At 41.6% G+C, this 23,367-nt stretch carries 19 protein-coding genes and 3 pseudogenes; 3 read left to right on the top strand and 19 right to left on the bottom strand.

Features of this window, described 5'->3' with window-relative positions; translation table 11 throughout:
• Window positions 1-8 precede the first annotated feature (8 nt).
• Window positions 9-245, bottom strand: coding sequence for a hypothetical protein (locus ACRWQN_RS09190; protein ID WP_226415963.1), 237 nt, complete (start codon window positions 243-245; stop codon window positions 9-11).
• 139 nt (window positions 246-384) lie between these two features.
• Window positions 385-498, bottom strand: a pseudogene (locus ACRWQN_RS09185) (short chain dehydrogenase); the annotation flags it as partial.
• 287 nt (window positions 499-785) lie between these two features.
• On the opposite strand from ACRWQN_RS09185, the pseudogene ACRWQN_RS09180 reads away from it, so the two are divergent.
• Window positions 786-1,010 (top strand): annotated as a pseudogene (locus ACRWQN_RS09180) (HupE/UreJ family protein); the annotation flags it as partial.
• Between the two features lie 234 nt (window positions 1,011-1,244).
• Here ACRWQN_RS09180 and ACRWQN_RS09175 read toward each other — a convergent pair.
• The 14 genes and pseudogenes from ACRWQN_RS09175 to ACRWQN_RS09110 form a co-directional block, all read right to left on the bottom strand.
• Window positions 1,245-2,222 carry a transposase gene (locus ACRWQN_RS09175; protein ID WP_434940526.1) on the bottom strand — a complete coding sequence of 326 codons (978 nt, stop codon included), beginning with the start codon at window positions 2,220-2,222 and terminating at the stop codon, window positions 1,245-1,247.
• Window positions 2,223-2,573: 351 nt separating this feature from the next.
• Complete coding sequence (locus tag ACRWQN_RS09170; RefSeq protein ID WP_434940525.1) at window positions 2,574-3,551, bottom strand: transposase; 978 nt, start codon at window positions 3,549-3,551, stop codon at window positions 2,574-2,576.
• Window positions 3,552-3,795: 244 nt separating this feature from the next.
• Entirely contained in the window at window positions 3,796-4,197 is a 402-nt protein-coding gene (locus ACRWQN_RS09165) for a hypothetical protein (RefSeq protein ID WP_434940524.1), read from the bottom strand.
• A gap of 530 nt (window positions 4,198-4,727) precedes the next feature.
• Window positions 4,728-5,111: a hypothetical protein gene (locus tag ACRWQN_RS09160; RefSeq protein ID WP_434925846.1), complete on the bottom strand. Its 384-nt coding sequence runs from the start codon at window positions 5,109-5,111 to the stop codon at window positions 4,728-4,730.
• A gap of 385 nt (window positions 5,112-5,496) precedes the next feature.
• The gene (locus ACRWQN_RS09155) at window positions 5,497-6,255 is read right to left on the bottom strand and encodes an SDR family oxidoreductase (RefSeq protein ID WP_434925845.1); all 759 of its coding nucleotides are present in this window, start codon (window positions 6,253-6,255) and stop codon (window positions 5,497-5,499) included.
• Between the two features lie 12 nt (window positions 6,256-6,267).
• Window positions 6,268-7,173, bottom strand: a complete 906-nt coding sequence (gene mmsB, locus ACRWQN_RS09150; protein WP_434930001.1) for a 3-hydroxyisobutyrate dehydrogenase — start codon at window positions 7,171-7,173, stop codon at window positions 6,268-6,270.
• Window positions 7,174-7,185: 12 nt separating this feature from the next.
• On the bottom strand, window positions 7,186-8,301 hold the full coding sequence (locus ACRWQN_RS09145; RefSeq protein WP_434940523.1) for an enoyl-CoA hydratase/isomerase family protein: 1,116 nt from the start codon (window positions 8,299-8,301) through the stop codon (window positions 7,186-7,188).
• Window positions 8,301-9,080: an enoyl-CoA hydratase gene (locus ACRWQN_RS09140; protein WP_434940522.1), complete on the bottom strand. Its 780-nt coding sequence runs from the start codon at window positions 9,078-9,080 to the stop codon at window positions 8,301-8,303. The genes ACRWQN_RS09145 and ACRWQN_RS09140 overlap by 1 nt, the downstream gene beginning before the upstream one ends.
• A 55-nt stretch (window positions 9,081-9,135) precedes the next feature.
• Window positions 9,136-10,294, bottom strand: a pseudogene (locus tag ACRWQN_RS09135) (acyl-CoA dehydrogenase family protein).
• 117 nt (window positions 10,295-10,411) lie between these two features.
• Window positions 10,412-11,905 (bottom strand): CoA-acylating methylmalonate-semialdehyde dehydrogenase, encoded by a 1,494-nt coding sequence (locus ACRWQN_RS09130; RefSeq protein ID WP_434940521.1) that lies wholly within the window; start codon window positions 11,903-11,905, stop codon window positions 10,412-10,414.
• Window positions 11,906-12,068: 163 nt separating this feature from the next.
• Window positions 12,069-13,253: a thiolase family protein gene (locus ACRWQN_RS09125; RefSeq protein ID WP_434932023.1), complete on the bottom strand. Its 1,185-nt coding sequence runs from the start codon at window positions 13,251-13,253 to the stop codon at window positions 12,069-12,071.
• A gap of 218 nt (window positions 13,254-13,471) precedes the next feature.
• Window positions 13,472-15,415 (bottom strand): tetratricopeptide repeat-containing diguanylate cyclase, encoded by a 1,944-nt coding sequence (locus ACRWQN_RS09120; protein ID WP_434940520.1) that lies wholly within the window; start codon window positions 15,413-15,415, stop codon window positions 13,472-13,474.
• Window positions 15,416-15,533: 118 nt separating this feature from the next.
• On the bottom strand, window positions 15,534-16,487 hold the full coding sequence (gene metA / locus ACRWQN_RS09115) for a homoserine O-succinyltransferase MetA (RefSeq protein ID WP_434930006.1): 954 nt from the start codon (window positions 16,485-16,487) through the stop codon (window positions 15,534-15,536).
• 44 nt (window positions 16,488-16,531) lie between these two features.
• Complete coding sequence (locus ACRWQN_RS09110; protein ID WP_434925838.1) at window positions 16,532-16,924, bottom strand: YbaY family lipoprotein; 393 nt, start codon at window positions 16,922-16,924, stop codon at window positions 16,532-16,534.
• A 154-nt stretch (window positions 16,925-17,078) separates the two neighbouring features.
• Between ACRWQN_RS09110 and ACRWQN_RS09105 the strand changes: the two genes are divergently transcribed.
• Window positions 17,079-17,828: an SDR family NAD(P)-dependent oxidoreductase gene (locus ACRWQN_RS09105; protein WP_434940519.1), complete on the top strand. Its 750-nt coding sequence runs from the start codon at window positions 17,079-17,081 to the stop codon at window positions 17,826-17,828.
• A gap of 67 nt (window positions 17,829-17,895) precedes the next feature.
• Here the strand turns inward: ACRWQN_RS09105 and ompW are convergent, their stop codons facing one another.
• Window positions 17,896-18,543: an outer membrane protein OmpW gene (ompW, locus tag ACRWQN_RS09100; RefSeq protein ID WP_434925836.1), complete on the bottom strand. Its 648-nt coding sequence runs from the start codon at window positions 18,541-18,543 to the stop codon at window positions 17,896-17,898.
• Window positions 18,544-18,791: 248 nt separating this feature from the next.
• Window positions 18,792-20,744, bottom strand: a complete 1,953-nt coding sequence (locus ACRWQN_RS09095; protein WP_434940518.1) for a monovalent cation:proton antiporter-2 (CPA2) family protein — start codon at window positions 20,742-20,744, stop codon at window positions 18,792-18,794.
• 159 nt (window positions 20,745-20,903) lie between these two features.
• Between ACRWQN_RS09095 and dgcS the strand changes: the two genes are divergently transcribed.
• Window positions 20,904-21,791, top strand: a complete 888-nt coding sequence (gene dgcS / locus ACRWQN_RS09090; RefSeq protein ID WP_226410279.1) for a diguanylate cyclase DgcS — start codon at window positions 20,904-20,906, stop codon at window positions 21,789-21,791.
• Window positions 21,792-21,880: 89 nt separating this feature from the next.
• On the opposite strand, the gene ACRWQN_RS09085 is transcribed toward dgcS, so the two are convergent.
• Window positions 21,881-23,332, bottom strand: coding sequence for a RimK family protein (locus ACRWQN_RS09085; RefSeq protein ID WP_434940517.1), 1,452 nt, complete (start codon window positions 23,330-23,332; stop codon window positions 21,881-21,883).
• Between the last annotated feature and the right edge of the window lie 35 nt (window positions 23,333-23,367).

The following is a 23,367-nucleotide window of genomic DNA, read 5'->3' as shown; positions in this document are numbered from 1 at the left end:
CTTACCTTTTAAGGATTTTTATTTTTAGTGAAGGTGAATTTATTAACAAACCAACCAATTGTGGCTAATTGGCGAGTTTGTGATAAGCCAAAGTAAATACAGATCCACGGCGATATAAGCAAAAACCAGGGTAAACCCGCAGTCGAGCGACCACTAAAAAACAGATACAAAAAACCAGCGTAGATCACAATCACACCCAATATACCCACAAGCAGCATGACCTTTTTAATCCACACTTCTATCATTGTAATGTTCACTTTAGTCCCTTTATAAAAATGTTATCAATAGCAATATTATGCTTATACCTATGCCAATAAATAAGTTTGGCACACACAAAAGCCGAGCTAGGCTCGGCTTTGGGTAAGCATAATAACATGCTTAAGTTTACAAGCGAATGCCGCCGTCAATTTCAACTACACGGCCATTTACATAATCGTTTTCAATGATAAAACCCACGGTAGAAGCAATTTCAGGTGCTTTATCTAAACGTCCTACAGGGCCGTTAAATTAAACAAACAGTTTACATTGAAATGTTTAAAACTTTAGCTGAAACAGAATGTTGGTTAGTCCATACTATGGCTGAAAGTTAATCAGTTAAGACTTAAGCATTTATTGCCCAAAGAATTGACTCCTAAATACGCTTTAATGCCTGGCTATGAACACCTTTTGAGTGAACGATAACAATAATGACAATGTGTAGTTAACACTCTGCATCGGCCAAAAATACATCATCCATTATCACAAGTCGTTTAATCAATTCCCGCTGACTTATCGGAGTAAACACTATGAGCCAATACTTGGCTAACCTATTAAAAATAACGATCCTATTTTTAGGCGTAACAATATCATTTTCAATTTTTGCCCACGGGGTTGATGAAACAACTCAGCAGTTTTTAACCGAAAACCAAGGGGTTTCAATTGTGCCTTTCATTTATATTGGCGCAAAACATATGCTCACAGGTTATGACCATTTACTGTTTCTTGTTGGGGTTATTTTCTTCCTCTTTAGGAAAATAAAAGATGCCACCCATGATTTTGAAGTCATAACATAACTCCTTTCGTTTTAAGTTACTAACACTGGCTATAATTCTCTAAATCAATAGGTTTAGCCGAGCGATTAAAATAATGTGGTCTCAATTGCCGCAAAGTTGCTAATAAGCTAAATTCAACACAGCAGAAAAGCGTGATATCAATCAAGTATGAGATAAATGGTTATCGGGAGGATAAGATTAGAAAGTTAATGCTTATGCACACAACCATCGCTGACAGTTGGCTGCACCTTGTCGTCGCTTTCGGTCTAAATGTTCACAATAGTCAGTTAATGCAGGTAAAGCCCCTACTGCACCTTTAAATAATGCGCCAAATTCGGTAGTTATTTTTAACCAGTTCTCAGCAGGTATATTTAGTCTATTGAGAATATTCTGGCTACTTGAGCTAATGGCACCACGCTTATCTTGTCGAATTATCCTGCCGGTATCTTCAACCAGTACGATGTAGTCTTTTACGCTGAACATTAACCCATTAGGCATGTTCAAACGCTCATTACCCACAAAAGGCAATAATTCTGTGGGTTGCTCACCTTTTATCGCTGAATTTATTCGACGCTGAATACTGGTATAGTCTGAGGTTTCAGGGGTAGCAGCCATTTTGGCGCGAATAGGATTCAAATCGACATAGGCCATACAAGCTAATACTGCGGCTTCATCTAATAATGCTTGGGACCTGAACCGACCTTCCCAGAAGCGACCTGTGCATTTATCTTCTTTATTAGCCATTCTGGCTATTGGCTCACTAAGCGAGCGCATAAACCAGCTGATATCGATTAAGCGTTGGCGATATTGGGTGATACTGTCATTAACCGTCTTTAATTCAAATTCATTCAGGTCTTCACCTTTTACAAACTTATGTGTCAGTAAGGTACCTTTAAAGCCTTTGTGCCACTGCATCAGTACGTCTTTATCTGACCAGTTTTCTGCTTTGGCTTCATCGACTTTAACCACTACATGCAAGTGATTACTCATGACGACATACGCACAAATATCAATGGCGAAAATTGTCGCTAATTCAAGAATACGAGCATCAACCCATTCGCGTCGATGTTCAAAGTTTTCGCCTGTTGAGTTATCAAAACCACACAAAAAAGCTTTACGCACGACCCGCGAGCAGCAGTGATAATAAGGCGTGTCATCTAAGCTAACGATAGTTTGTCTTGGTCTGGCCATCTTCAAATACCATTTAGGAAGGGTAAATAAAGCGTAGTTGAGTGTTTAATATTTAGCCAATAATTTTGGGTGGCCATGTTATTAATAAAAATAAAAGATGCCACCCATGATTTAATAAAAATAAAAGATGCCACCCATGATTTTGAAGTCATAACATAACTCCTTTCGTTTTGAGTTACTAACACTGACTATCATTATCTGAATCAATAGGTTTAGCCGAGCGATTAAAATAATGTGGTCTCAATTGCCGCAAAGTTGCTAATAAGCTAAATTCAACACAGCAGAAAAGCGTGATATCAATCAAGTATGAGATAAATGGTTATCGGTAGGATAAGATTAGAAAGTTAATGCTTATGCGCACAACCAGCGCTGACAGTTGGCTGCGCCTTGTCGCTGCTTTCGGTCTAAATGCTCACAATAGTCAGTTAATGTAGGTAAAGCCCCTGCTGCACCTTTGAATAATCCGCCAAATTCGGTAGTGATTTTTAACCAGTTTTCAGCAGGTATATTTAATCGATTGAGAATATTCTGGCTACTTGAGCTAATGGCACCACGCTTATCTTGTCGAATTATCCTGCCGGTATCTTCAACCAGTACGATGTAGTCTTTTACGCTGAACATTAACCCATTAGGCATGTTCAAACGCTCATTACCCACAAAAGGCAATAATTCTGTTGGTTGCTCACCTTTTATCGCTGAATTTATTCGACGCTGAATACTGGTATAGTCTGAGGTTTCAGGGGTAGCAGCCATTTTGGCGCGAATAGGATTCAAATCGACATAGGCCATACAAGCTAATACTGCGGCTTCATCTAATAATGCTTGGGACCTGAACCGACCTTCCCAGAAGCGACCTGTGCATTTATCTTCTTTATTAGCCATTCTGGCTATTGGCTCACTTAAGGAGCGCATAAACCAACTGATATCGATTAAGCGTTGGCGATATTGGGTGATACTGTCATTAACCGTCTTTAATTCAAATTCATTCAGCTCTTCACCTTTTACGAACTTATGTGTCAGTAAAGTACCTTTAAAGCCTTTGTGCCATTGAATTAGCACTTCTTTATCTGACCATTGTTTTGCTTTGTCAGCATCCACTTTAACCACTACATGTAAATGATTGCTCATAACGGCATAGGCACAAATATCAATGGCGAAAATTGTCGCTAATTCAAGAATACGGGCATCAATCCATTCGCGTCGATGCTCAAAGTTTTCGCCTGTTGAGTTATCAAAACCGCACAAAAAAGCTTTACGCACCACACGCGAACAGCAGTGGTAATAATGTGTATCTTCTAAGCTAACGATAGTTTGTCTTGGTCTGGCCATCTTCAAATACCATTTAGGAAGGGTACATAAAGCGTAGTTGAGTGGTTAATGTTTAGCCAATAATTTTGGGTGGCCATGTTATTCGTTTGTGTTTGCTGTAAACGATGATTTGACAGTTAAATGACAGACGAAGTAGATGAATTTGTTGATTGATTTTAATTTGACTGCAAAAGCAGTCAAATAAGTTAGGCTCGCCTATTGACTGGCGGAAGGCTCATATGTGTTATACGTAATATACACCAAACTAAAATATACTGTTCTTACCTTTGATCGTGAACATTTCACCGATAATTAACTCTGTTTTAGTTAACTCGTAAGGTACGACAACGATAACTGAATAACCACTAACGTGATCTAAATCTACAGCAATTGAATCAGAGCCATTAACCATAACGTCATAAACCAAAGCTGATGCAATAATTTCTTTGGCTTTAGCTGAATCGATGTAGTGATTTTTAAGTAAGTCGATTAATTCTGATGATTTAGGTCTTTCTTCACCATTTGAAGCAGATAGGTTAACTTGTTCGCCATTTGGTTTCATTATTTCACCAAATGGAAAGAACTCTTCATTTTCCAACAAAAGTTGTTTAGCTATTGGAAATACAGCATCAAATAACTTTTGAGTTTCAACTTTTCCTTGTTCCATATTACTTCCAAAACAATTAAAACTTAGGATTAAAAATATTGCAGCGAGCTTAGTATTCATAATTACGTATAACGCCCCAAGCAGCGGAAAACGCGAACGCTTTGGCGCAGCCAGTGAGTGGTTTTCCGATGACTTGGTTTGTTATATGTCATTATGCTTATCAGCCAGATTATAGTAAGAAGAGTCTATTTTTCTCATCTCCAAATAACCAAATAAAATGCTTAATGGGCATATAGTAAGGATTATCACGACTGACAATGTACTCATCGCGTCTTCTGAAAAAATGGACTCAATTACAAGCACCATAATTAAAACAATAACTCCGCCATAGATGAAAAAATCTTGCCGCTTTGAGATCTTCAAAAGAGACAGATTGTTTAATTCTACTGAACAACTAGGGCATTTAAATACGGTACAATTCTTTGTTTCAACTCTGTCATTTAGATGTAAATAACCAAACTCTTCCCTGCATTCTGGGCATTTCATTGAGTCGACCTCTTTGACATATAACGCTCAAAGCAGGCGTGCGTTTACGCATCGCCCTGCCTTTGCTTGTTAAGTTTTGTGCCCGAACGAAGCCCAAAACCTAACCATGTTGTTAAAATATGCAGGGCAAGAAAAACCCCGACACCAAAATTAAGACTAAACAGAAAACTAGCTAATATGCTAGCCAAGCCAAACACGACAAGATTTTGTATCCAACCAATTTTTATATCTTTTTCGTTTAACTCACACCAATCCCACCAAAGGATATTCCACCACAAACTAGCTGCGGCGATGTACTCCAATAACCATCGATAAAGCCCTGTAACGCCTCTTCGCTTTAGCTCGGATTCTAAACCTTGAATGTACTCGTCATCGTGTTGCGTATCTAAGTAACGCTCACCAATGATTGAAAAAGTGCTTCTGTTCATAATGAAAACTTAACAGCTTACTGAACGACTCGACCGATAAAGCCGAGCGTTTAAGTTATTGATTAATATCATCCTACATTTGCTAGGTCTTTGAAGTAAAGCAATTTAATGACTGTTACACTCAAATATAAAACGTAAACTGCGCGTTAAAAGTACCTGCGGCCAATGTAAAAAATAAATCAAATAAGATCAATATATTAGAATAGTCCGGTTCTTATCAATACCGTCCTTTAGACTGCTTTTTGTTCACATAAGGGGTGGGGACTTGCTTGCGGCGTGCCTTAGACGAATTGGTATTAAGCAGCAGACTAAATGAAGGTAAATACTCACCAGCAAAAAGCCGAGCTAGGCTCGGCTTTGTTTAACGATAATACCAAGCTTAAGATTACAGGCGAATGCCGCCGTCAATTTCAAATACACGACCATTTACATAATCGTTTTCAATGATAAAACGTACGGTAGAAGCAATTTCATGGGCTTCACCTAAACGTCCTACAGGAACCATTTTCGTCATGCGCTCTAACGCTTCAGGCTTCATCGCTGCGGTCATTTCAGTGGCTATAACACCCGGCGCCACTGCGGCTGAACGGATATTATAACGGGCTAGTTCTTTGGCCCAACCGACAGACATTGCTGCAACACCTGCTTTTGATGCTGAATAGTTAGATTGCCCCATGTTACCCGCTTTAGCTAGGCTTGAAATGTTGATAATCACGCCCTGCTGGCCAGTTTCAATCATGGCTACAGCAGCTTCACGGCCGCACAAAAATGTGCCGGTTAGATTGACATTAATGACTGACTGAAATTTTTCATAGGACATACGGTCAGTTACTTTACCGTCTTTTGCTTTAACCATTAAACCATCGCGCAAAATGCCCGCGTTATTGATTAACACATTAATATGCCCAAAATCTTCGCGAATAAAATTGAACCCCGCAACTACATCTTCTTCGTCGGTAATGTCGAACGCATAACCTTGCACTTCAGTTATTGCACCTAAGTCTGCACACGCTTGCTCAAGTTTTGCTTGGTCTACATCGATAAGCGCCAATTTTGCACCTTGGGAGGCTAAATCATGCGCCATAGCAAGACCTAAACCACCCGCGCCACCTGTGATGACGACAACCTTATCTTTTAATTCCATTACCGAGTCCTTTTACTTTTTATTTTGATTGGCAAATTGTTCAAAAATGCTAGAAAAATCAAGACGACCATGACCTTGACGAGCATGGTTAACATATAAACTACGCGCTAATGCGCCCATTGGGGTACTTGAGTTTGAACCTAAGGCAGCTTGTTGTGACAAGCCTAAATCTTTCACCATTAGATCAACCATAAAACCACCTTGATAGCCTTTTGATGATGGCACATTTTCCATCACGTCAGGACAAGGGTTATATTTTTCAAGCGTCCAGTTTCCGCCGCTGCTGACTTTCATGATATCAGACAATACTTTAGGATCTAAACCGTTATCTATGCCTAATTGCAAAGACTCGCTAGTGCCAACCATTAATACTGATAACAGCATGTTATTACAAATTTTAGCAATTTGACCTGCGCCGACCTGGCCTGCATGGAAAATATTTGCCCCCATTACCGTTAATACCGTTTGTGCCTGGGTAAAAGCCGCTTCTGTGCCACCGCAAATAAAGGTCAATGTCCCTGCTGCTGCGCCTGCTGTGCCACCAGAAACAGGAGCATCCATAAAGGCGAGGCCTTTTTCAGCGGCTTTAGCGCCGACTAATTGCGCTGTGGCGGCATCAATGGTTGAGCAGTCAATTAATAAGGTGTCTTTACCGACAACATCTAATAAACCTTTATTGTTGTCATCACCCATATAGATACTTTGAACGTGTTTGCCCGCTGGTAACATACTAATGACATAGTCGGCTGACGCCGCTGCGCCACAAGCTGTTTTGGCGCTTAATGCGCCTTGATCGGTTAATGTTGCTACGGCCTGTGGATTAAGGTCAAATACCGTTACCGTCATGCCCGCTTTAATTAAATTGGCCGCCATAGGGCCGCCCATGTTACCTAATCCAATAAATGCTACTGTTGCCATGATCAATTCCTTTTAAAAGTCTTTTAATGGGTGGTTATTCGCTTGCCAAGGTGAAGTCAATAAGGCCGATAGGGCGTCATCTGTGACGTCTGCCACATCAGTAAAACGCCATTGTGGATTACGGTCTTTATCAATAAGCAGCGCCCTTACTCCTTCACAAAAATCGCCATGAGAGCAACAGTTAACGCTGACACCTAGCTCCCATTTAAAGCAATCTGCTAAGTCTAATTCTGTACCCAGTGCTGCTTGAGCAAACACTAAATGCCAGCTTAATGGGCTGCCTGCTAATGCGGTTTTTTGTGCCCGTTTAAGCCAGTCTAGTTCGGTTTGTAAGCTAGACAATTGATGGTGAACATCTTCAATACCACCTGACATGAGCAAATTAATCTGTTGCTGGAATTGTTCTAGCGGACTGTCGCCAAGTGCCACAGAGACTTTATTTTGCATCGAGGATAATAACTGCGTCAGCGCTTGATGATTCACTTGTGCGTTATCATTCCAGTGAATATCGGCTAGGGCATCAAATAGCGGCTCTTTATCGTCACTGGCTAAAAAGTGATTACCAACATTGACATACATGGCATCTGCCGCGTTCATGTTGTACGCCGTTAGCCCTAAAAATAGCCCCGTTTTACCTGGCATGCGATTTAAAAAGTAGCTGCCACCCACATCAGGGTATAAACCAATGGTCACTTCAGGCATAGCTATACGGCTGCGCTCAGTTAATACGCGATGACTGCCGCCGGCCATTAAGCCTAATCCGCCGCCCATCACAATGCCATCGCCCCACACTAGTACTGGCTTACCAAACTGATGCAGTAAATAATCTAACTGATATTCTTGGGTGAAAAACTCACAGGCTTCGTCAGTCATTTTATTGGGTGTGGCGACGGATGCATGGTAAATAGCCCGCACATCTCCACCGGCGCAAAATGCTTTATCACCGCTACCATCTAATACCACCATGGCGATATCATCATTGGTTTGCCAGTGCTTCAGCTGTTTAGTCATCGCTTGCACCATATCGATATTCAGTGCATTAAGCGCTTTTTCGATATTAAGCGTGACAACGCCAATAGACTTACCCGATAGTGTGCCGAGAGTTTGAAATATGACATCTTGAGTCATTAGCAGTTTCTCCAGTTTGGTTTACGCTTTTCGAGGAAAGCATTAACACCTTCGGCTTGATCTTCTGTGTCAAATAGACCGATAAAAAGCTCACGTTCTAAAGGCAAAGCCTGTGTGCGTGGCATTGTGCGGCCAGCTTGAATTAAGGTTTTACATACCGACACACTGCTAGGTGATTGACGCGCCACTTTTGCCGCCAGCGCAATAGCCGCTTCTAAGGCTTGACCTTGCTCGACCACTTCTTCTACCAAACCAATTTTTTCAGCTTTAGCAGCATCAATGCGTTCGCCACACAAAATCATCCGTTTTGCCCAACCCTCACCCACCAATGCGGTTAAGTTTTGTGTACCACCAGCGCAAGGTAATAAACCCACACTGGCTTCAGGTAATGCCATTTGAGCCTGCACTTCAGCAATGCGAATGTCGCAAGCTAAAGCCACTTCTAAACCACCGCCCATGGCATAACCGTTAATCGCCGCAATTGACACGCCACGAAAGGCACTTAATGCCTCAAATGCGGCACCAAAATGCTTGGCCATCGTCGCTGCGTTGCCTTTGTCGCCATCGGCAAATAAATTTAAGTCAGCACCGGCAGAGAAAAACTTCTCACCTTGACCAGTAATAACCAAAGCATAAATCTCTTTATTATCATTTAACTCAAGCACTTTAGCGGTTAGCGCTTGTAAGCTTTGTGCCGTCCAAGTGTTAGCTGGCGGGTTATTCATTTTAATAATGGCGGTGTTACCGTCAATACGTACCCAAATAGCATCTGTTGTCATTGTGATAGCCTTATCGTCCGTTGAAATTGTCTGGTTTGAATAATTCGCGACCCGGTTAACGAATGGGGTGAGCATTTTCATCCAGTAATCGACGGGCAATAATCAACCGCATAATTTCGTTGGTACCCTCAAGAATTTGATGCACGCGCACATCTCGGAAATGACGCTCTAACGGATATTCACGAATATAGCCATAACCACCATGAATTTGCAGTGCCGCGTCACAAACCTGAAAACCAACATCAGTTGCAAAGCGTTTTGCCATGGCACAATAAGCGCTTGATTCAGGGTCTTGCATGTCTAATTTAAACGCCGCTAATCGCACCATTTGGCGGGCAGCAACTAATTCTGTCGCCATATCAGCTAACTTAAATTGTAATGCTTGAAATGCCGCTAACGGTTTGCCAAATTGCTTACGCTCATTCATATATTGAGTGGCGCGATCAAGTGCAGATTGCGCCGTACCAATAGAACAAGTGGCAATATTGATGCGCCCGCCATCTAAGCCTTTCATCGCAAAGGTAAACCCTTGGCCTTCTTCACCTAAAAGATTAGTCACCGGGATGCGGACATTTTCAAAACTGATTTGTCTTGTTGGCTGTGCATTCCAGCCCATTTTATCTTCCGCTTTGCCGTAAGATACACCCGCTGCATCGGCCGGAATAACAACCGCTGAAATGCCTTTAGGGCCTGCTTCGCCAGTGCGGCACATCACCACTAACAGCTCGGTTTCACCGGCGCCAGAGATAAACACTTTTGAACCATTAATAATGTAATCATCACCGTCCGCGCACCGCTTTAGTTTGCAGTGATGCGGCATCACTGCCTGAACCCGGTTCAGTTAAACAATATGAGGCTAATAGCTGACCTGTGGTGAGCGCTTCTGACCATTGACTGCGCACTGTCTCAGAACCCCAGGTTGTCACCATCCAGGTGGCCATATTGTGAATAGTCAACATGGCAGTGGTTGCGGTGCAACCGTAAGATAACTCTTCAAAGATAATTGAGGCATCTAAACGTGATAAGCCCATGCCGCCTTCAGACTCTGGTGAATATAATGAGCAAAAGCCCAGTTCACCAGCTTTTTGAATCACGTCTTTAGGGAAGTGGTGCTCTTCATCCCACTTAGCCGCAAAAGGAGTTAATTCATCGGCGGCAAATTGACGGGCAAGATCAGCAAATTGGCGTTGATCTTCATTTAAATTAAAATCCATTGAGGGACTCCTAATTTGTTATGTTTGATGACTCTTGGGTCATTTGTTGGCAGGCCAAAGGGAATTTAACCTGCCATTAGGTCTTGTTATTATCTTAAATCTAATCGAAATATAAGCTTATTTAAGATTAATGCTCATATTTGGACCGCTAACTGCGTCCGTTTCAAACCAACGTGAAGTAATGGTTTTAGTTTCAGTATAGAAACGTACCGCTTGCTTACCGTATGCGTGTTGATCGCCGTAAAAACTGCCTTTCCAACCTGTGAATGAAAAGAAAGGTAAAGGCACAGGAATTGGCACGTTAATACCCACTTGGCCGACTTCTATTTCGTGTTGATATTTGCGTGCAGCGCCACCCGATGCGGTAAAGATTGAGGTGCCATTGCCGTATGGACTGTTATTCACCAATTCAATCGCATCATCTAAATTGTCAGCTTCCATACAACATAAAACAGGGCCAAAGATTTCTTCTTTGTAGATGCTCATGTCTGTAGTGACTTTAGAAAACATGGTTGGGCCAACCCAGTTACCTGACTCATAGCCTTCAACGGTAAAGTCACTGCCATCTAGCAAGCATTCAGCCCCTTCTTGTTTGCCTTGTTCGATTAAGCTTAATACCCGTGTTTTAGCCGCAGGGCTAATCACTGGGCCATAGGCCGCATCAGCATCATTCCATAAGCCTGGACGTACTTTGGCTAAAGCTTCTTTTAATTCTGGGATCCACTCTTTGGCTTTACCGACAAATATCGCCACTGAAATGGCCATACAGCGTTGACCCGCCGCGCCAACAGAAGCGCCAACTAAATTATTAATCACATGTTGTTTGCTTGCATCAGGCATGATCACGCAGTGATTCTTTGCCCCAGCAAACGCTTGCACACGTTTAAGGTTATCTGTACCTGTTTTGTAGATGTATTGACCTACCGCCACAGAGCCGACAAACGAAATAGCCTTGATGGCTGGGTCACGCAGTAAAATATCAACCGCCACTTTGTCACCATGAATAAGCTGTAATACGCCTTTTGGCGCACCTGCTTCAACAAATAACTCCACTAAACGTTGTGGTGTCATCGGGTCTTGTTCAGACGGTTTTAAAATAAAGGTGTTACCGCAGGCAATGGCTAATGGAAACATCCATAAGGGGATCATCGCAGGGAAGTTAAATGGCGTAATACCAGCACAGACGCCAAGCGGTTGGGTGTAGCTGTAGGTATCAATATTGCGGGCAACGTTTTCAACGGTTTCGCCCATCATTAATGAGGCAACATTACACGCGTGTTCAGCCACTTCAATACCGCGCCATACATCGCCTTTAGCATCTTCAAAGGTTTTACCGGTTTCTTGGGCTAGAATAGTGGCGATTTCATCGTGATGTTCTTTTAGAAGATGCTGGTAACGCAACATCACACGGGCACGTTCTGATACTGGCACTTCTTTCCAGGTTTTAAACGCTTCCTTGGCACTGTGAATGGCTTGTTCAACTTCGGCGGGTGTCGCCGCGTTGATTTTAGCAATCACACTATTATTGATAGGGTTAGTCACATCGATATTTTGCGTACCAGTACCTACTGTGAACTCGCCATCAATATAATGTTTTACTTGTATGGTCATAATATTTCCCTTTGAACCAGATTAAATCGGGGTAAGCATTAATGGCGATGATGTTGTATTTATCCCAATCACTTGGTATCGGGTTATTGCTCATTAATGCTTGTCTTGTTGAATGTTATGTTTTCTAAATCGTACTCAGCGTCAAGCGCTTTATACTTATACTTTATACTTCAATCGCCATGGCAACCGCTTCACCGCCGCCAATACATAATGACGCGACACCACGATGTAATCCGCGGGCTTTTAATGCGTGAATTAGAGTCACTAGCAAACGCGCACCAGAACAACCAATTGGATGGCCTAACGCACATGCGCCGCCATTAACATTGACTTTATTGGCGTCTAAACCAAGTTCAGAAATCGCTAACATAGTCACCATGGCAAACGCTTCGTTGATTTCGAATAAATCAACATCATCTTTGGTCCAATCTACTTTACCAAGCAATTTGTTCATCGCGCCTACTGGTGCTGTGGTAAACATGGCTGGCTCTTGTGAGTGTGTGGTGTGACCTTTGATAGTGGCTAAAACCGCTAAGCCTAAATTGGCGGCTTTTTCACGGGTCATCAGCAATAACACCGCGGCACCGTCAGAAATTGAGCTAGAGTTTGCCGCCGTTATCGTACCGTCTTTGGTAAACGCTGGACGTAAACTGGGAATTTTTTCAGGACGGGCATTACCCGGTTGTTCATCGGTGTCGATTACAATATCGCCACGACGGTCACTGACCGTTACAGGAGTGATTTCAGCTTTAAAGGCACCTGAGTTAATCGCATTGTTGGCTTTTTCAAGTGACGCTAAAGCAAAGGCGTCCATTTGCTCGCGGGTTAAGCCAAAGTCATCTGCGGTTTTTTGGGCAAATGTGCCCATAGCGCCACCAGTGTAGGCATCTTCTAGGCCATCTAAAAACATATGGTCCATCACTTTGCCATGTCCCATACGCATGCCGCTTCGTGCCTTATCAAGAAGGTACGGTGCCTGACTCATGCTTTCCATACCACCAGCAATAACCACTTCACTGCTACCCGCTTTAATTAAATCATGGGCTAACATGACGGTTTTCATTCCTGAGCCACAGACTTTGTTAATCGTAGTCGCACCAACTGAAAGCGGTAAACCTGCGCCTAATGTTGCTTGACGAGCTGGCGCCTGACCTAAACCTGCAGGTAATACACAACCCATTAGCACTTCATCAACACTGGCAGAAGCGATACCAGATTCGGCAATTAAACCTTGAATAGCGGCGGCCGCCAAGGCTGGGGATTTCACTGATGACAATGCACCTTGAAAGCCCCCCATTGGGGTGCGCTTTGCTGCAACAATGACGATATCTTGAGCCTGATTGGCCATTCCAGCTTGCTGTGAACTCATAACTACTCCAATAAAAACTAATTATCACAAAAAAACATGATATCACTTTGACGTTTACGCGAACGTAAAGCAAGTAATAATTAGTCTAAGAAGTGGATGAATTTCGGTCCATGTGTCAGTGAAGATTTACACCAATAAATAGACGCTTAATCAAGAATAATTGAACCTAGCGTTATCACGGGGAGTTGAGAGAAAAATTAAACACTTTCAAGGTAAAGTTGAACTTGATTTCGACCTTGATTTTTAGCTTGATACATCGCCAAATCAGCTTTTTTAACCAAATCGGCAAAATGCTGCTCACTTGAATCATGGTCCCAATTTGAATAGGTGCTATTTGAGGCAACAGCAACACCCAAACTAATAGTAAACCCAACGGTAACGCCACTAAACTTGAAAGGCTGTTCAGCTATCACGTTCCTTAAACGCTCAGCAATTTGCATGGCTTCATTGGTATCAACATTGGGCAGAATGCATAAAAACTCTTCACCGCCTATCCTGCCAATAATATCGGTTTGCTTAATATAACTTTGACTACGACCTACTGCGGCAGCTATCGCTTTATCACCAATGTCATGACCAAATTGATCATTTATTTTTTTAAAGTGGTCAATATCAAACATTATTAATGCTAAAGATTGATGGTGTTCTTGGCATTGTTGTAAACGTTTTTGTCCTTCTTGGAAGGTAAACCTGCGATTCGCGATACCGGTTAAAAAATCTGTTTGTGCACGTCGAATAAATTGTCTTCTCGAATAAATTAAGAAAATCACCAACACAGCTAAACTTGCGGCAATGACGATAAAAATAAACATAGATAACTTGGTTATTCTTTGCTTATCTATTTGACTGTTTAAGTTTAATTGATTTATCGACAACTCTTTTTCAAGCAATTGATTCTCATATTGAGTCATTTTAACATTATGATTGAGTGAAGCTAACACCACATCATTGGAAACGGCCTGTTCGATATGATTTTTTTCAACAGCTATTGCAGAAAACAAATACTCTAACGCAGTAAAATAATCGCCTTCAGAAGAGTAGTATATCGCTCTAACTTGCTCAATTAAGGTTGCTGATTGGCCATTAAGACCATCTGAATTAAGAAACCGCTCTGCTGTTTGCCCTGCCGATGCAATATCTTGATAATGAAATAAGCTTAGTGCTAATAAGCCTAAGTTTTCAGTGACAAATAAAGCTTCCTCGGCTTCTGTTGAAGCATCATTGGCCATTTCAAATGATTGAATTGCAGATGAATATTCTTGTCGCCCAAGGTGGTAACGACCTTGATTGAAGTAATAGAAAAATGGCAGGTCTTTATTATTTTTCATTTGCACCATTAACGCTGACATTTGCTTGAGGTAATCGTCGGCACGTTTCCATTTAGTCAGCATAATCGCTTCGCCAACTAGATTGTGTAACATGTTAAACATACTCTTTTTATCATCCGCTTGCTGCCAATGATTGAATGCCTGTTGAAAGTATTCTTCCGCTTGCCTGTGCAGGTGATTATCACGATAAACCGCGGCAGTCGCATTAAAAATCATTGCCAATTTATCGGGCGCTAATTGATATTTTTTGGCAATATCTAAGGCTTCGGATAAGTGCAAAAGGCCGATATCAAAATTATCCGCTTGGTTAAAGCAATAGGCTGTTTGCGCTAATGCATGGACTAATAGGTCTTGATCTGATTGTTTCCGGGCTAATTTGACTGCGTTAATTCGATCAGGACAATACTGTTTATAATCGTTGGTCTGCAAGGACACTATAAGAGAACGAGCCAGATAGGCTTTAACCAACAGAGAGGGTTTAGGGGTGGCTAACAGTAAATCTATGGCTTGCGAGTAACTGTCAAAAGCCTTATCAAGTTGCTTATTTTGCTGTTGCGCTGCGGCAAGGTGAAATAATAACTGGGCTTTTTCTTCAGCTGAGCCATGGCTAATAAGCGAGAGTTGTTGAATAATATAGTCAATTTTCTTGGCTGGTACATCAATGCGAGTTAAATCTTGTTCAATTAAGCTTAAATCAGGTGAATTTGCCGCAATACTTATTGACCCATATAGGTAAGCCAATAACGCTATGCCTTTAAAGACAGCACAGTAACGTACAAACTGGCGAGTTATAATTGCCGCTAAATTGAACATAACCTTAAATTCATCTCAAAAGATCAACCGTATCTCTAACATAGCGCTAATTTAAATCAATTGGAAACACCTATTTAGACATTATCAGCAATTAATTTTTAGCCCTACTCAATAGCGATTACCCTTTAGCTTGCTTACTTTCCCACGGTGTCATCTTGCTCATGTCCGATAGGTCATACGGCGTTAACTGGTAAACATAATAGTTAAGCCAATTACTGACCAGCAAACTGCCATGGCTGTGCCAACGTGCTATTTGATCCTGGCTTGGGTCATCGTTACGATAATAGTTTAAGGGAACATTTGGATTCAAACCTTGGGCTAAATCACGTTGATATTCATCGTTCAAAGTGCCTTTTTGGTATTCAGGGTGTCCCATAACGAATAGATTTCGGCTATCACGGCTTAAAACGATATAGGCACCAGCTTCAGCTGACTCAGCTAAAATTTCAACGTCATTATTGCGGCGAATGTCTTCAATGTTAATTTCGGCAAAACGCGAATGTGGTGCATAAAATTCATCATCAAAACCACGTAGTAAAGGATGTGGTTCAGTTGCCCTAACATGATTAAACACACCCGAGCGTTTTTGGTCTAATAAGCCACGGTTTATGCCATATAAGTGAAATAATCCCGCATGTGCCGCCCAACACAAAAACAATACCGAGGTCACATGCTTTTGGGACCAATCGATAATTTCTTTAATGTGGTCCCAGTAGACAACATCTTCAAAGTCAATTTGCCCTAAAGGTGCACCAGTAATGATAAGCCCATCATAATTATTGTGTCTAACGTCTTCAAAATCACGATAAAAGGTATTCATGTGGTCAACCGAGGTATGTTTAGACTCTTTATCATGAATACGTAGTAAATCGACGCCAACTTGTAATGGTGTATTACCCAGCAAACGAAGCAGTTGGGTTTCTGTCTCAATTTTATTGGGCATCAAATTCAAGATAAGCACCCGCATAGGACGAATGTCCTGATTTGCTGCGCGAGTTTCTGACATCACAAAGATATTCTCTGACTCTAAAATACCTGCTGCGGGTAAATCATCTGGAATTCGAACCGGCATACTACATCCCTTACCTAATTATTAATCGACAAATACCGCTAAAATTATCGCTTTACCAGATCAACAACCACTGTTAATGGTTGTGGATTATTGATATCTACGGGATAAGATTGCGTATTAATAAACCACAATTCATCGGCAACAGTGATCCGTGCACTGATGGCATAACGATGACCTGTTTTAAAAGCATCCACTGGTACTAAAAACTCGAAAGGCGTGACACCTGTTACCGGGCTAATTTCGTATTCCGCTAAAATTTCAGCCTTAACATCTTGCAATGACACGTCCTGTAATTGGATTTGGATCACAGAATCAGCAGGTAGTGCAATGCGTTGTTTATATAACACTTCACCTACTATTTGGCTATTTTGAGGCGAGGTTTGGCACCCTGATATAGCCGCAATCATCGCTATAACGCACATTATCTGTTTAATCATGACTCACCTGCTTTTATTAAGTGACGTCGCATTATAATACATCAAGACGTCTAGAAGTCTACACTTCCGATATTGAAAAATTTTCGTGCTTGTTATCCACGGAGGTTATTTCTATCATAAACCTATCTTTAGGAAATTGAGCACCAATTACCCCATGACCACCATCGCAACCGCTATGATTATTGGTGCTAGCTCGCAGCTAAGTAAAGAATTAGCCAGCCAGCTTGCTACTCAAAAGGTAAAATTGTTGTTATTTATGCAACAACCAGAGCTGTTAACCGAATTTGCTAAAACACTGCCAGTATCAGTAGAGGTCTTACCGCTTTCGATTGCCGAGCCAGCAAAGCTAATAGAGCAAATAACCACAGCATGGCAACAGGAAAATGGCGCCCATTTGGTGATAGTCAATACCGGCATGAATGGTTACGATGCCACCCTTCCCTGGCAATTAGAACAAGATATTATTGACGTTAATGTAAAAGGCTTTGCCGCTATTTGTCACTGTGTATTCAAATTGATGATCGAACAAGGTTACGGTCAGTTGGCAGCGATTAACTCAATAGCAGGGCAGCGAGGCGGGCCAAGCATGGCTTATCATGCGTCTAAAGCCTTTGCCGCTAATTATTTTGAAGGCTTAAGCATGCATGCGCAGCGTTTAAAGCTACCTATTACCATTAGTGACATTCAATTAGGCTTGTTGGATAAAGCAGCATTGCAACAAAATCAGTTTTTATTAGCCCCTTTAGATAAAGTCGCTAAACAAATTTTGATTGCTTTGCAAAAGGGAAAACGCCGGGTATATGTGACCAAACGTTGGCGTTTTGTTGCTTGGTTAAATCGCTTATTACCCGAGTATATTTATAATACTCGTCATTGGAAGCCGAAAAAAAACCAGCGTAAATAACACCATTACGCTAAACGAAAATAGGAGCCATTTGGCTCCTATTTTTATACAGCTTGATTACGTGTTATTAGAACTTGTAACCAACGCTAACCATATAAACCCATGGGTTGATGTCGGTATCAACTGAAAGCGCTGTGCCACCAGCAGTGAAGTTTACATCGGTTGATATATCTGCATACCAGATAGAAGCATTAACTAACCATGCTTTATTGATATTGTAGTCTAAACCTACTTGTGCTGCTAAGCCCCAAGAATTGGTTAAGCTCAGGTTATCTAGGCCTAAATCTTTTGCCTCTTGAGTAAAGTCATTATCAAAGAAATTAGTGAAGTTAACACCTACGCCAACATAAGGACGTAATTTAGATTGAGCATCACCAAAATAGTACTGTGCTACTAAGGTTGGTGGTAAATGCTTAGTTTCAGCAATCTTACCTAAAGCCCCTAATGATACTTCATGACTAAATGGTGTTGCCGCTAGTAATTCAACGCCCCAGTTGTCAGTTAGCATATAACCAAAGTTCAAACCGATTTGCATGTTGTTATCAACACCAAACTCAGCCACATCAGCAACAACTGGGCTAGACTCATTTGGAGCTACCACAACCGCACCCGCTCTGAAAATAAAATCCCCTGCTTGATGAGCAACTGCTACAGAAGAAACACCGGCAGATAATAAACCTGCTGCAACTAAACCTAGGGCCATTTTTTTATTCATCTTCATACTCCATTAGGGTAACAACTAGATGCTTTACAATACATCCTTAACATTTGCCGTCACTCTGCCAGAATTATTTATTAACATCATTGATTTAGATCAATGATTCTAGCTACACATTTAGGGGTATAACTAAATGATAAATTTCCTTGATTTAGATCACAGTTAATTAGCTACACACACCTTTAATTCCTATGTAAATAAACATGTCGCTGCGTCAATAAATAAGCTTGATGTCCGAGTTAAAATCATCCTTGTAATAAATATTCTTCGGCTTTTTCAATACTGCGAGGTTTACCCACAAGCATTAAAATATCATTACGGCGAAATACCCAGTCATCTGGTGCGGGCTCAATTTCAGAGCCTTTCCTGCGCACGGCTCGAAGCTCAACTTCCAATTGATGCCATGGAATGTCAGCGACTTTTTTACCAACACTGCTGGCGCTGGTACTTAACGACACTGCATGCAATAAGTCCAAAGTAAAATCGGTTTCGGTGCCGGAGAAAAAACCATGTAAGTATTGATAATGGTTACGCCTTTCAGATTCAAGCCGCTTAATAATACGCGGTAAAGGTACTCCGCACTTATAGAGCACTTGCGACACTAACATCAGGCTGCCTTCAAGCGACTCAGGTATAACCTGTGTTGCCCCTGCCTCTTTAAGCTCTTTAAGGTTAGAGTCATCTCGGGTGCGGATAAGAATTTTAGCATCAGGGGCTAATTTTCGACTTACCGCTAACGCCTCCTCTGCTTGACGCTCTTCGGTGAATGTCACCACAACCATGCTGGCCTGGCGGATCCCAATTCGCTTTAAAATGCCCATTTTACAGGCATCGCCAAAATACACCGGCTCACCTGCTGCTCGAGACTCTGTAACACGAATAGGATCAAGGTCTAACACAATGTAATTAATCGCTTCGGTTTTTAAGAAGCGTGCAATAGTTTGCCCTACACGGCCGTAGCCTAAAATCACCACAAAGTCTTCATCATCGCCGCCAGGTAAAGTAATGGTTTGCGACTCCATGCTTTTAGATGGTTTTCCGCCCTTAAACTTCTTGGCAATATCGACACTGTGACGGATTAACCAGGGGGCAAATGACATTGAAATAACGGCTACTGCAACTAATACAGTGCTAACTTCATTGTCTAATAACTGATAGTTAACTGCCAAGGCCAACAACACAAAACTAAACTCACCGACTTGCCCCAAACTGATGGCTGTGCTTAATGCCACTTTGGCGTGTTCACCCGCCAGCTTTAACAAGCCATACACGATTATTATTTTAAGTGCGACAACGGCAATCAAGATGGTCAATATTTGCCACCAATATTGCATCACCAAATTAAAGTCCAGCATCATCCCTATCGAGATAAAAAATAGCCCCATCAGCAAATCTCTAAATGGGCGAATATCGGCTTCTAACTGGCGACGATACTGGCTTTCTCCAAGTAGCATACCGGCAATAAATGCCCCTAATGCCATCGATAACCCTACCCACTGGGTAAATGCCCCCGTCAATAAGGCAACAACTAAGGTCGACAACACAAATAACTCATTTGAACGTGAGCGAGCGACTTCATCAAAAATACGCGGCAAGACCCACTTACCAAATGACATTAATCCCAAGAAGGCCAAAATACCGGTCAGCAGAGCATACGCAATGCTATTTAAACTCATCTGGCTGCCATCATTTGCCAGTAAGGGTAATAAAATTAACATGGGTACTACGGCTAAATCTTGAAATAGCAAAACACTGACCGACAACTCGCCGTGGCGTCGTCTTAGCCAGCCTTGCTCGTTCATTAGTTTCAGTACAATGGCGGTAGAAGATAATGCGATAGCCGAGCCAATAACCACAGCAGCAACCAAATTCTGACCTAATAGATAAGCCACACCACCGGCTATAAAAGCGGTGACAATAACTTGCGCACTGCCTAAGCCAAATACAGTACGGCGCATTGACCATAAACGCGGAACAGAAAACTCAAGGCCTAAGGTAAACATCAGCAGCACCACGCCAAGCTCGGCAACATAATGCATTTCATGTTGAGTAAACCAGTGAAAACCACTAGGTCCGCTGATCACACCCGTCAAAAGATAAGCAAGAATAGCAGGCAGTCCTACACGCCCTAAAATAGCAATCGTCGCAATGGCGATGACTAGCATGAACAAAATATGAATAAACATATTGTTTTCCATAGGCAAAAAACTCCTTGTCAAGAAACTGTCGAAAAGCGTTACATCTTGTTTATCAGAATGACAACTAAATTACAAACACTTAAAAAACATAGGAAAATCACTTTAGGCATACAACTTGCTTAATACCTGTATCACAGTGTAACGTTTTGGAGTAACCCTATGGACTTTGCTATTGCAACCGAACTTTTCCCAGAAGAATATGGGTATAGGTCAAACACCTATCTACGAATGGAGCCTGAACTTGATCTAGTCCAAGTCATCCAGCAATTACATGCAAGTTTAGATCCTCGGACAGTATTTGCCTGTTATGGCAAAATTGTCGGTCAACATTTGCCGATAAAAGCCCTGCAACTGTTCACTGCAGATCAGAAGTTTACCTGGGGACGTCACAATGGTATTGAGTTAGTGCGTCATATCAAAACTGAATCTGACACGCTAAAGATACATTACTATCTTTCTGTGCCGCTCAGCCCAATACAGATGAAACTACTTAACCATATTGAAGCATTAACTCTGCAGCCATTTAGTAATGCACTTAAGTATCAACAGGTATCTAACCAGGCTATGTTTGATGCATTAACAGGACTTGGTAATCGTTATTACTTTAGAAAATCGATGCATAAAAGCATTGCCAGAGCGCAGCGTAAACAAGGCCATGTGTCGTTAATCGTATTAGATTTAGATAAATTTAAACAACTTAATGACCAATTTGGTCATACTGTTGGCGATAAGGTACTCACAGGCTTTGCCGCACTAATTAATGATGCCATACGAGATACCGATCAGGCATTTCGCATTGGTGGCGATGAATTTGTCGTTATCACCGAAGGTGGATCACCCGCTGCAAGCTTAGTATGCCAACGCATTATTGATAACTTACCTCTACACCCAGAGTTAATGGAATATAATGTTAAGTGTAGCTTAGGTATTGCTCAGTCGCGTGCTAAAGAAGATTTGACAACACTTTATGAGCGCGCCGATAAAGCCATGTACAGTGCAAAAGCTGCTGGCAGAAACTGTTTTAGAATTTGTGCTGACACGCAATAGCTAGCATAAAAATCATCACAATGACCACAGCCTTACTCCTCTGTGGTCATTGTTGAGATTATCAGTCACATATTGATTTGGTATCGGTATTACAAGCCTCTAAGCTGAATACGCCTTAAAAATTCTGTCATTACTCTATCGTAAACTAAATCCCCCAAAAACAAATCCTCTACCCCATGATCAATGCTCGGATTATCGTTAACTTCAATCACAAATGCTTTACCGTCAATTTCTTTTAAATCGACACCGTATAAACCTGCACCAATTAAATTAGCCGCCTTACTGGCCGCATCAATCACCTGCTGCGGCACCATCTTTAAGTCTACACAATCAAAGTCACCACTGCTCACACGGCCGCTTTGATGATGTTGATAAATTTGCCAATGGCCACGACTCATGAAATAGCGACAAGCATAAATAGGCTGACGATTTAACATACCAATACGCCAGTCATAATCTGTTGGCATAAAGGCTTGGGCTAAAATAAGCGCACTGTGTTCAAAAATTTTATTCGCTTTTTCAATCAAGGTTTCTCTGTCTTTAACTTTTAGTACTCCAAGCGAAAAAGCCCCATCAGGCACTTTAAGCACCGCGGGCAAACCTATGGTTTCAATAACATTATCGACCCAGTTTTCATCAGACTTTTTAAAGATTAAACTTTTAGGAACCGGCACTTTATGTCGATTCAATAGCTCAGTTAAAAACACCTTATTAGTACATTTCATAATGGATTCAGGGTCGTCCATTACCACTAACCCTAACTGCTCTGCCGCTTTGGCAAATCGGTAAGTGAAGTTACTAATATTAGTGGTTGAGCGAATAAACAAGCCATCAAACTCACTTAAGCGGGCTAAATCGCGGGAGCCAATTTGTACTAAATCCATACCGATACGGTTAGCTGATTTAGTAAATAATTTAAGCGCGGCCTTATCTGATGGTGGCATTTTTTCATCTTCATCCACCAACATCGCAATTTCATAGCGATATCGCTTAGCCGCTTTAGGTAACTTCCATACCTTTTGCGAAAACACTTCTAAGTACTTAGCAAACAAATCCTGCTCAACGTCCGTTAAGTTTTGAAAGGCCGCAGGTTCAATAGTATCCACTTGCCATTTATCTGACTGTTTAGATAAGCGCACTTCTAAAATAGGTACAGTGAATCGTTCAAAAATTTTACGGGCGATTTTTTCTAATGCTGGGTTGTCACAATAACCGAAAAAGATTTTCATCGAGATATCATTAACGGTAGCGGCTAATTTATCTAATCCGGACTGAGGCAGGCTAAAAAATCGGTCTTGGGACAAATCATTAATGGTCATAACCCGAGGTATAACTCTGTGCCCACGCGCTTCAGCCATTAACGAACAATAATATCCGGTGCTTAAATAATCATAACTACGGCACAAGTTAATCACTTGCATAGCACCTTTATCTGAGTAGGCGCCCATATTTAAATAATCGTGAACAGTGACCATGTTGTCACATGGAAGATAAGGACGCCAATCACTTGCGTCATCGGTAACAATTAAAAACTGAGCCATAAATATCTATTGCCTCTTGTGTGGTTTAGCGCGTA

It is taken from the genome of Shewanella sp. HL-SH8, assembly GCF_051165765.1.
Lineage (GTDB): Bacteria > Pseudomonadota > Gammaproteobacteria > Enterobacterales > Shewanellaceae > Shewanella > Shewanella glacialimarina.
Note: the sequence above shows the minus strand (reverse complement) of the source record. Positions and strands in the feature narration are given on the sequence as shown.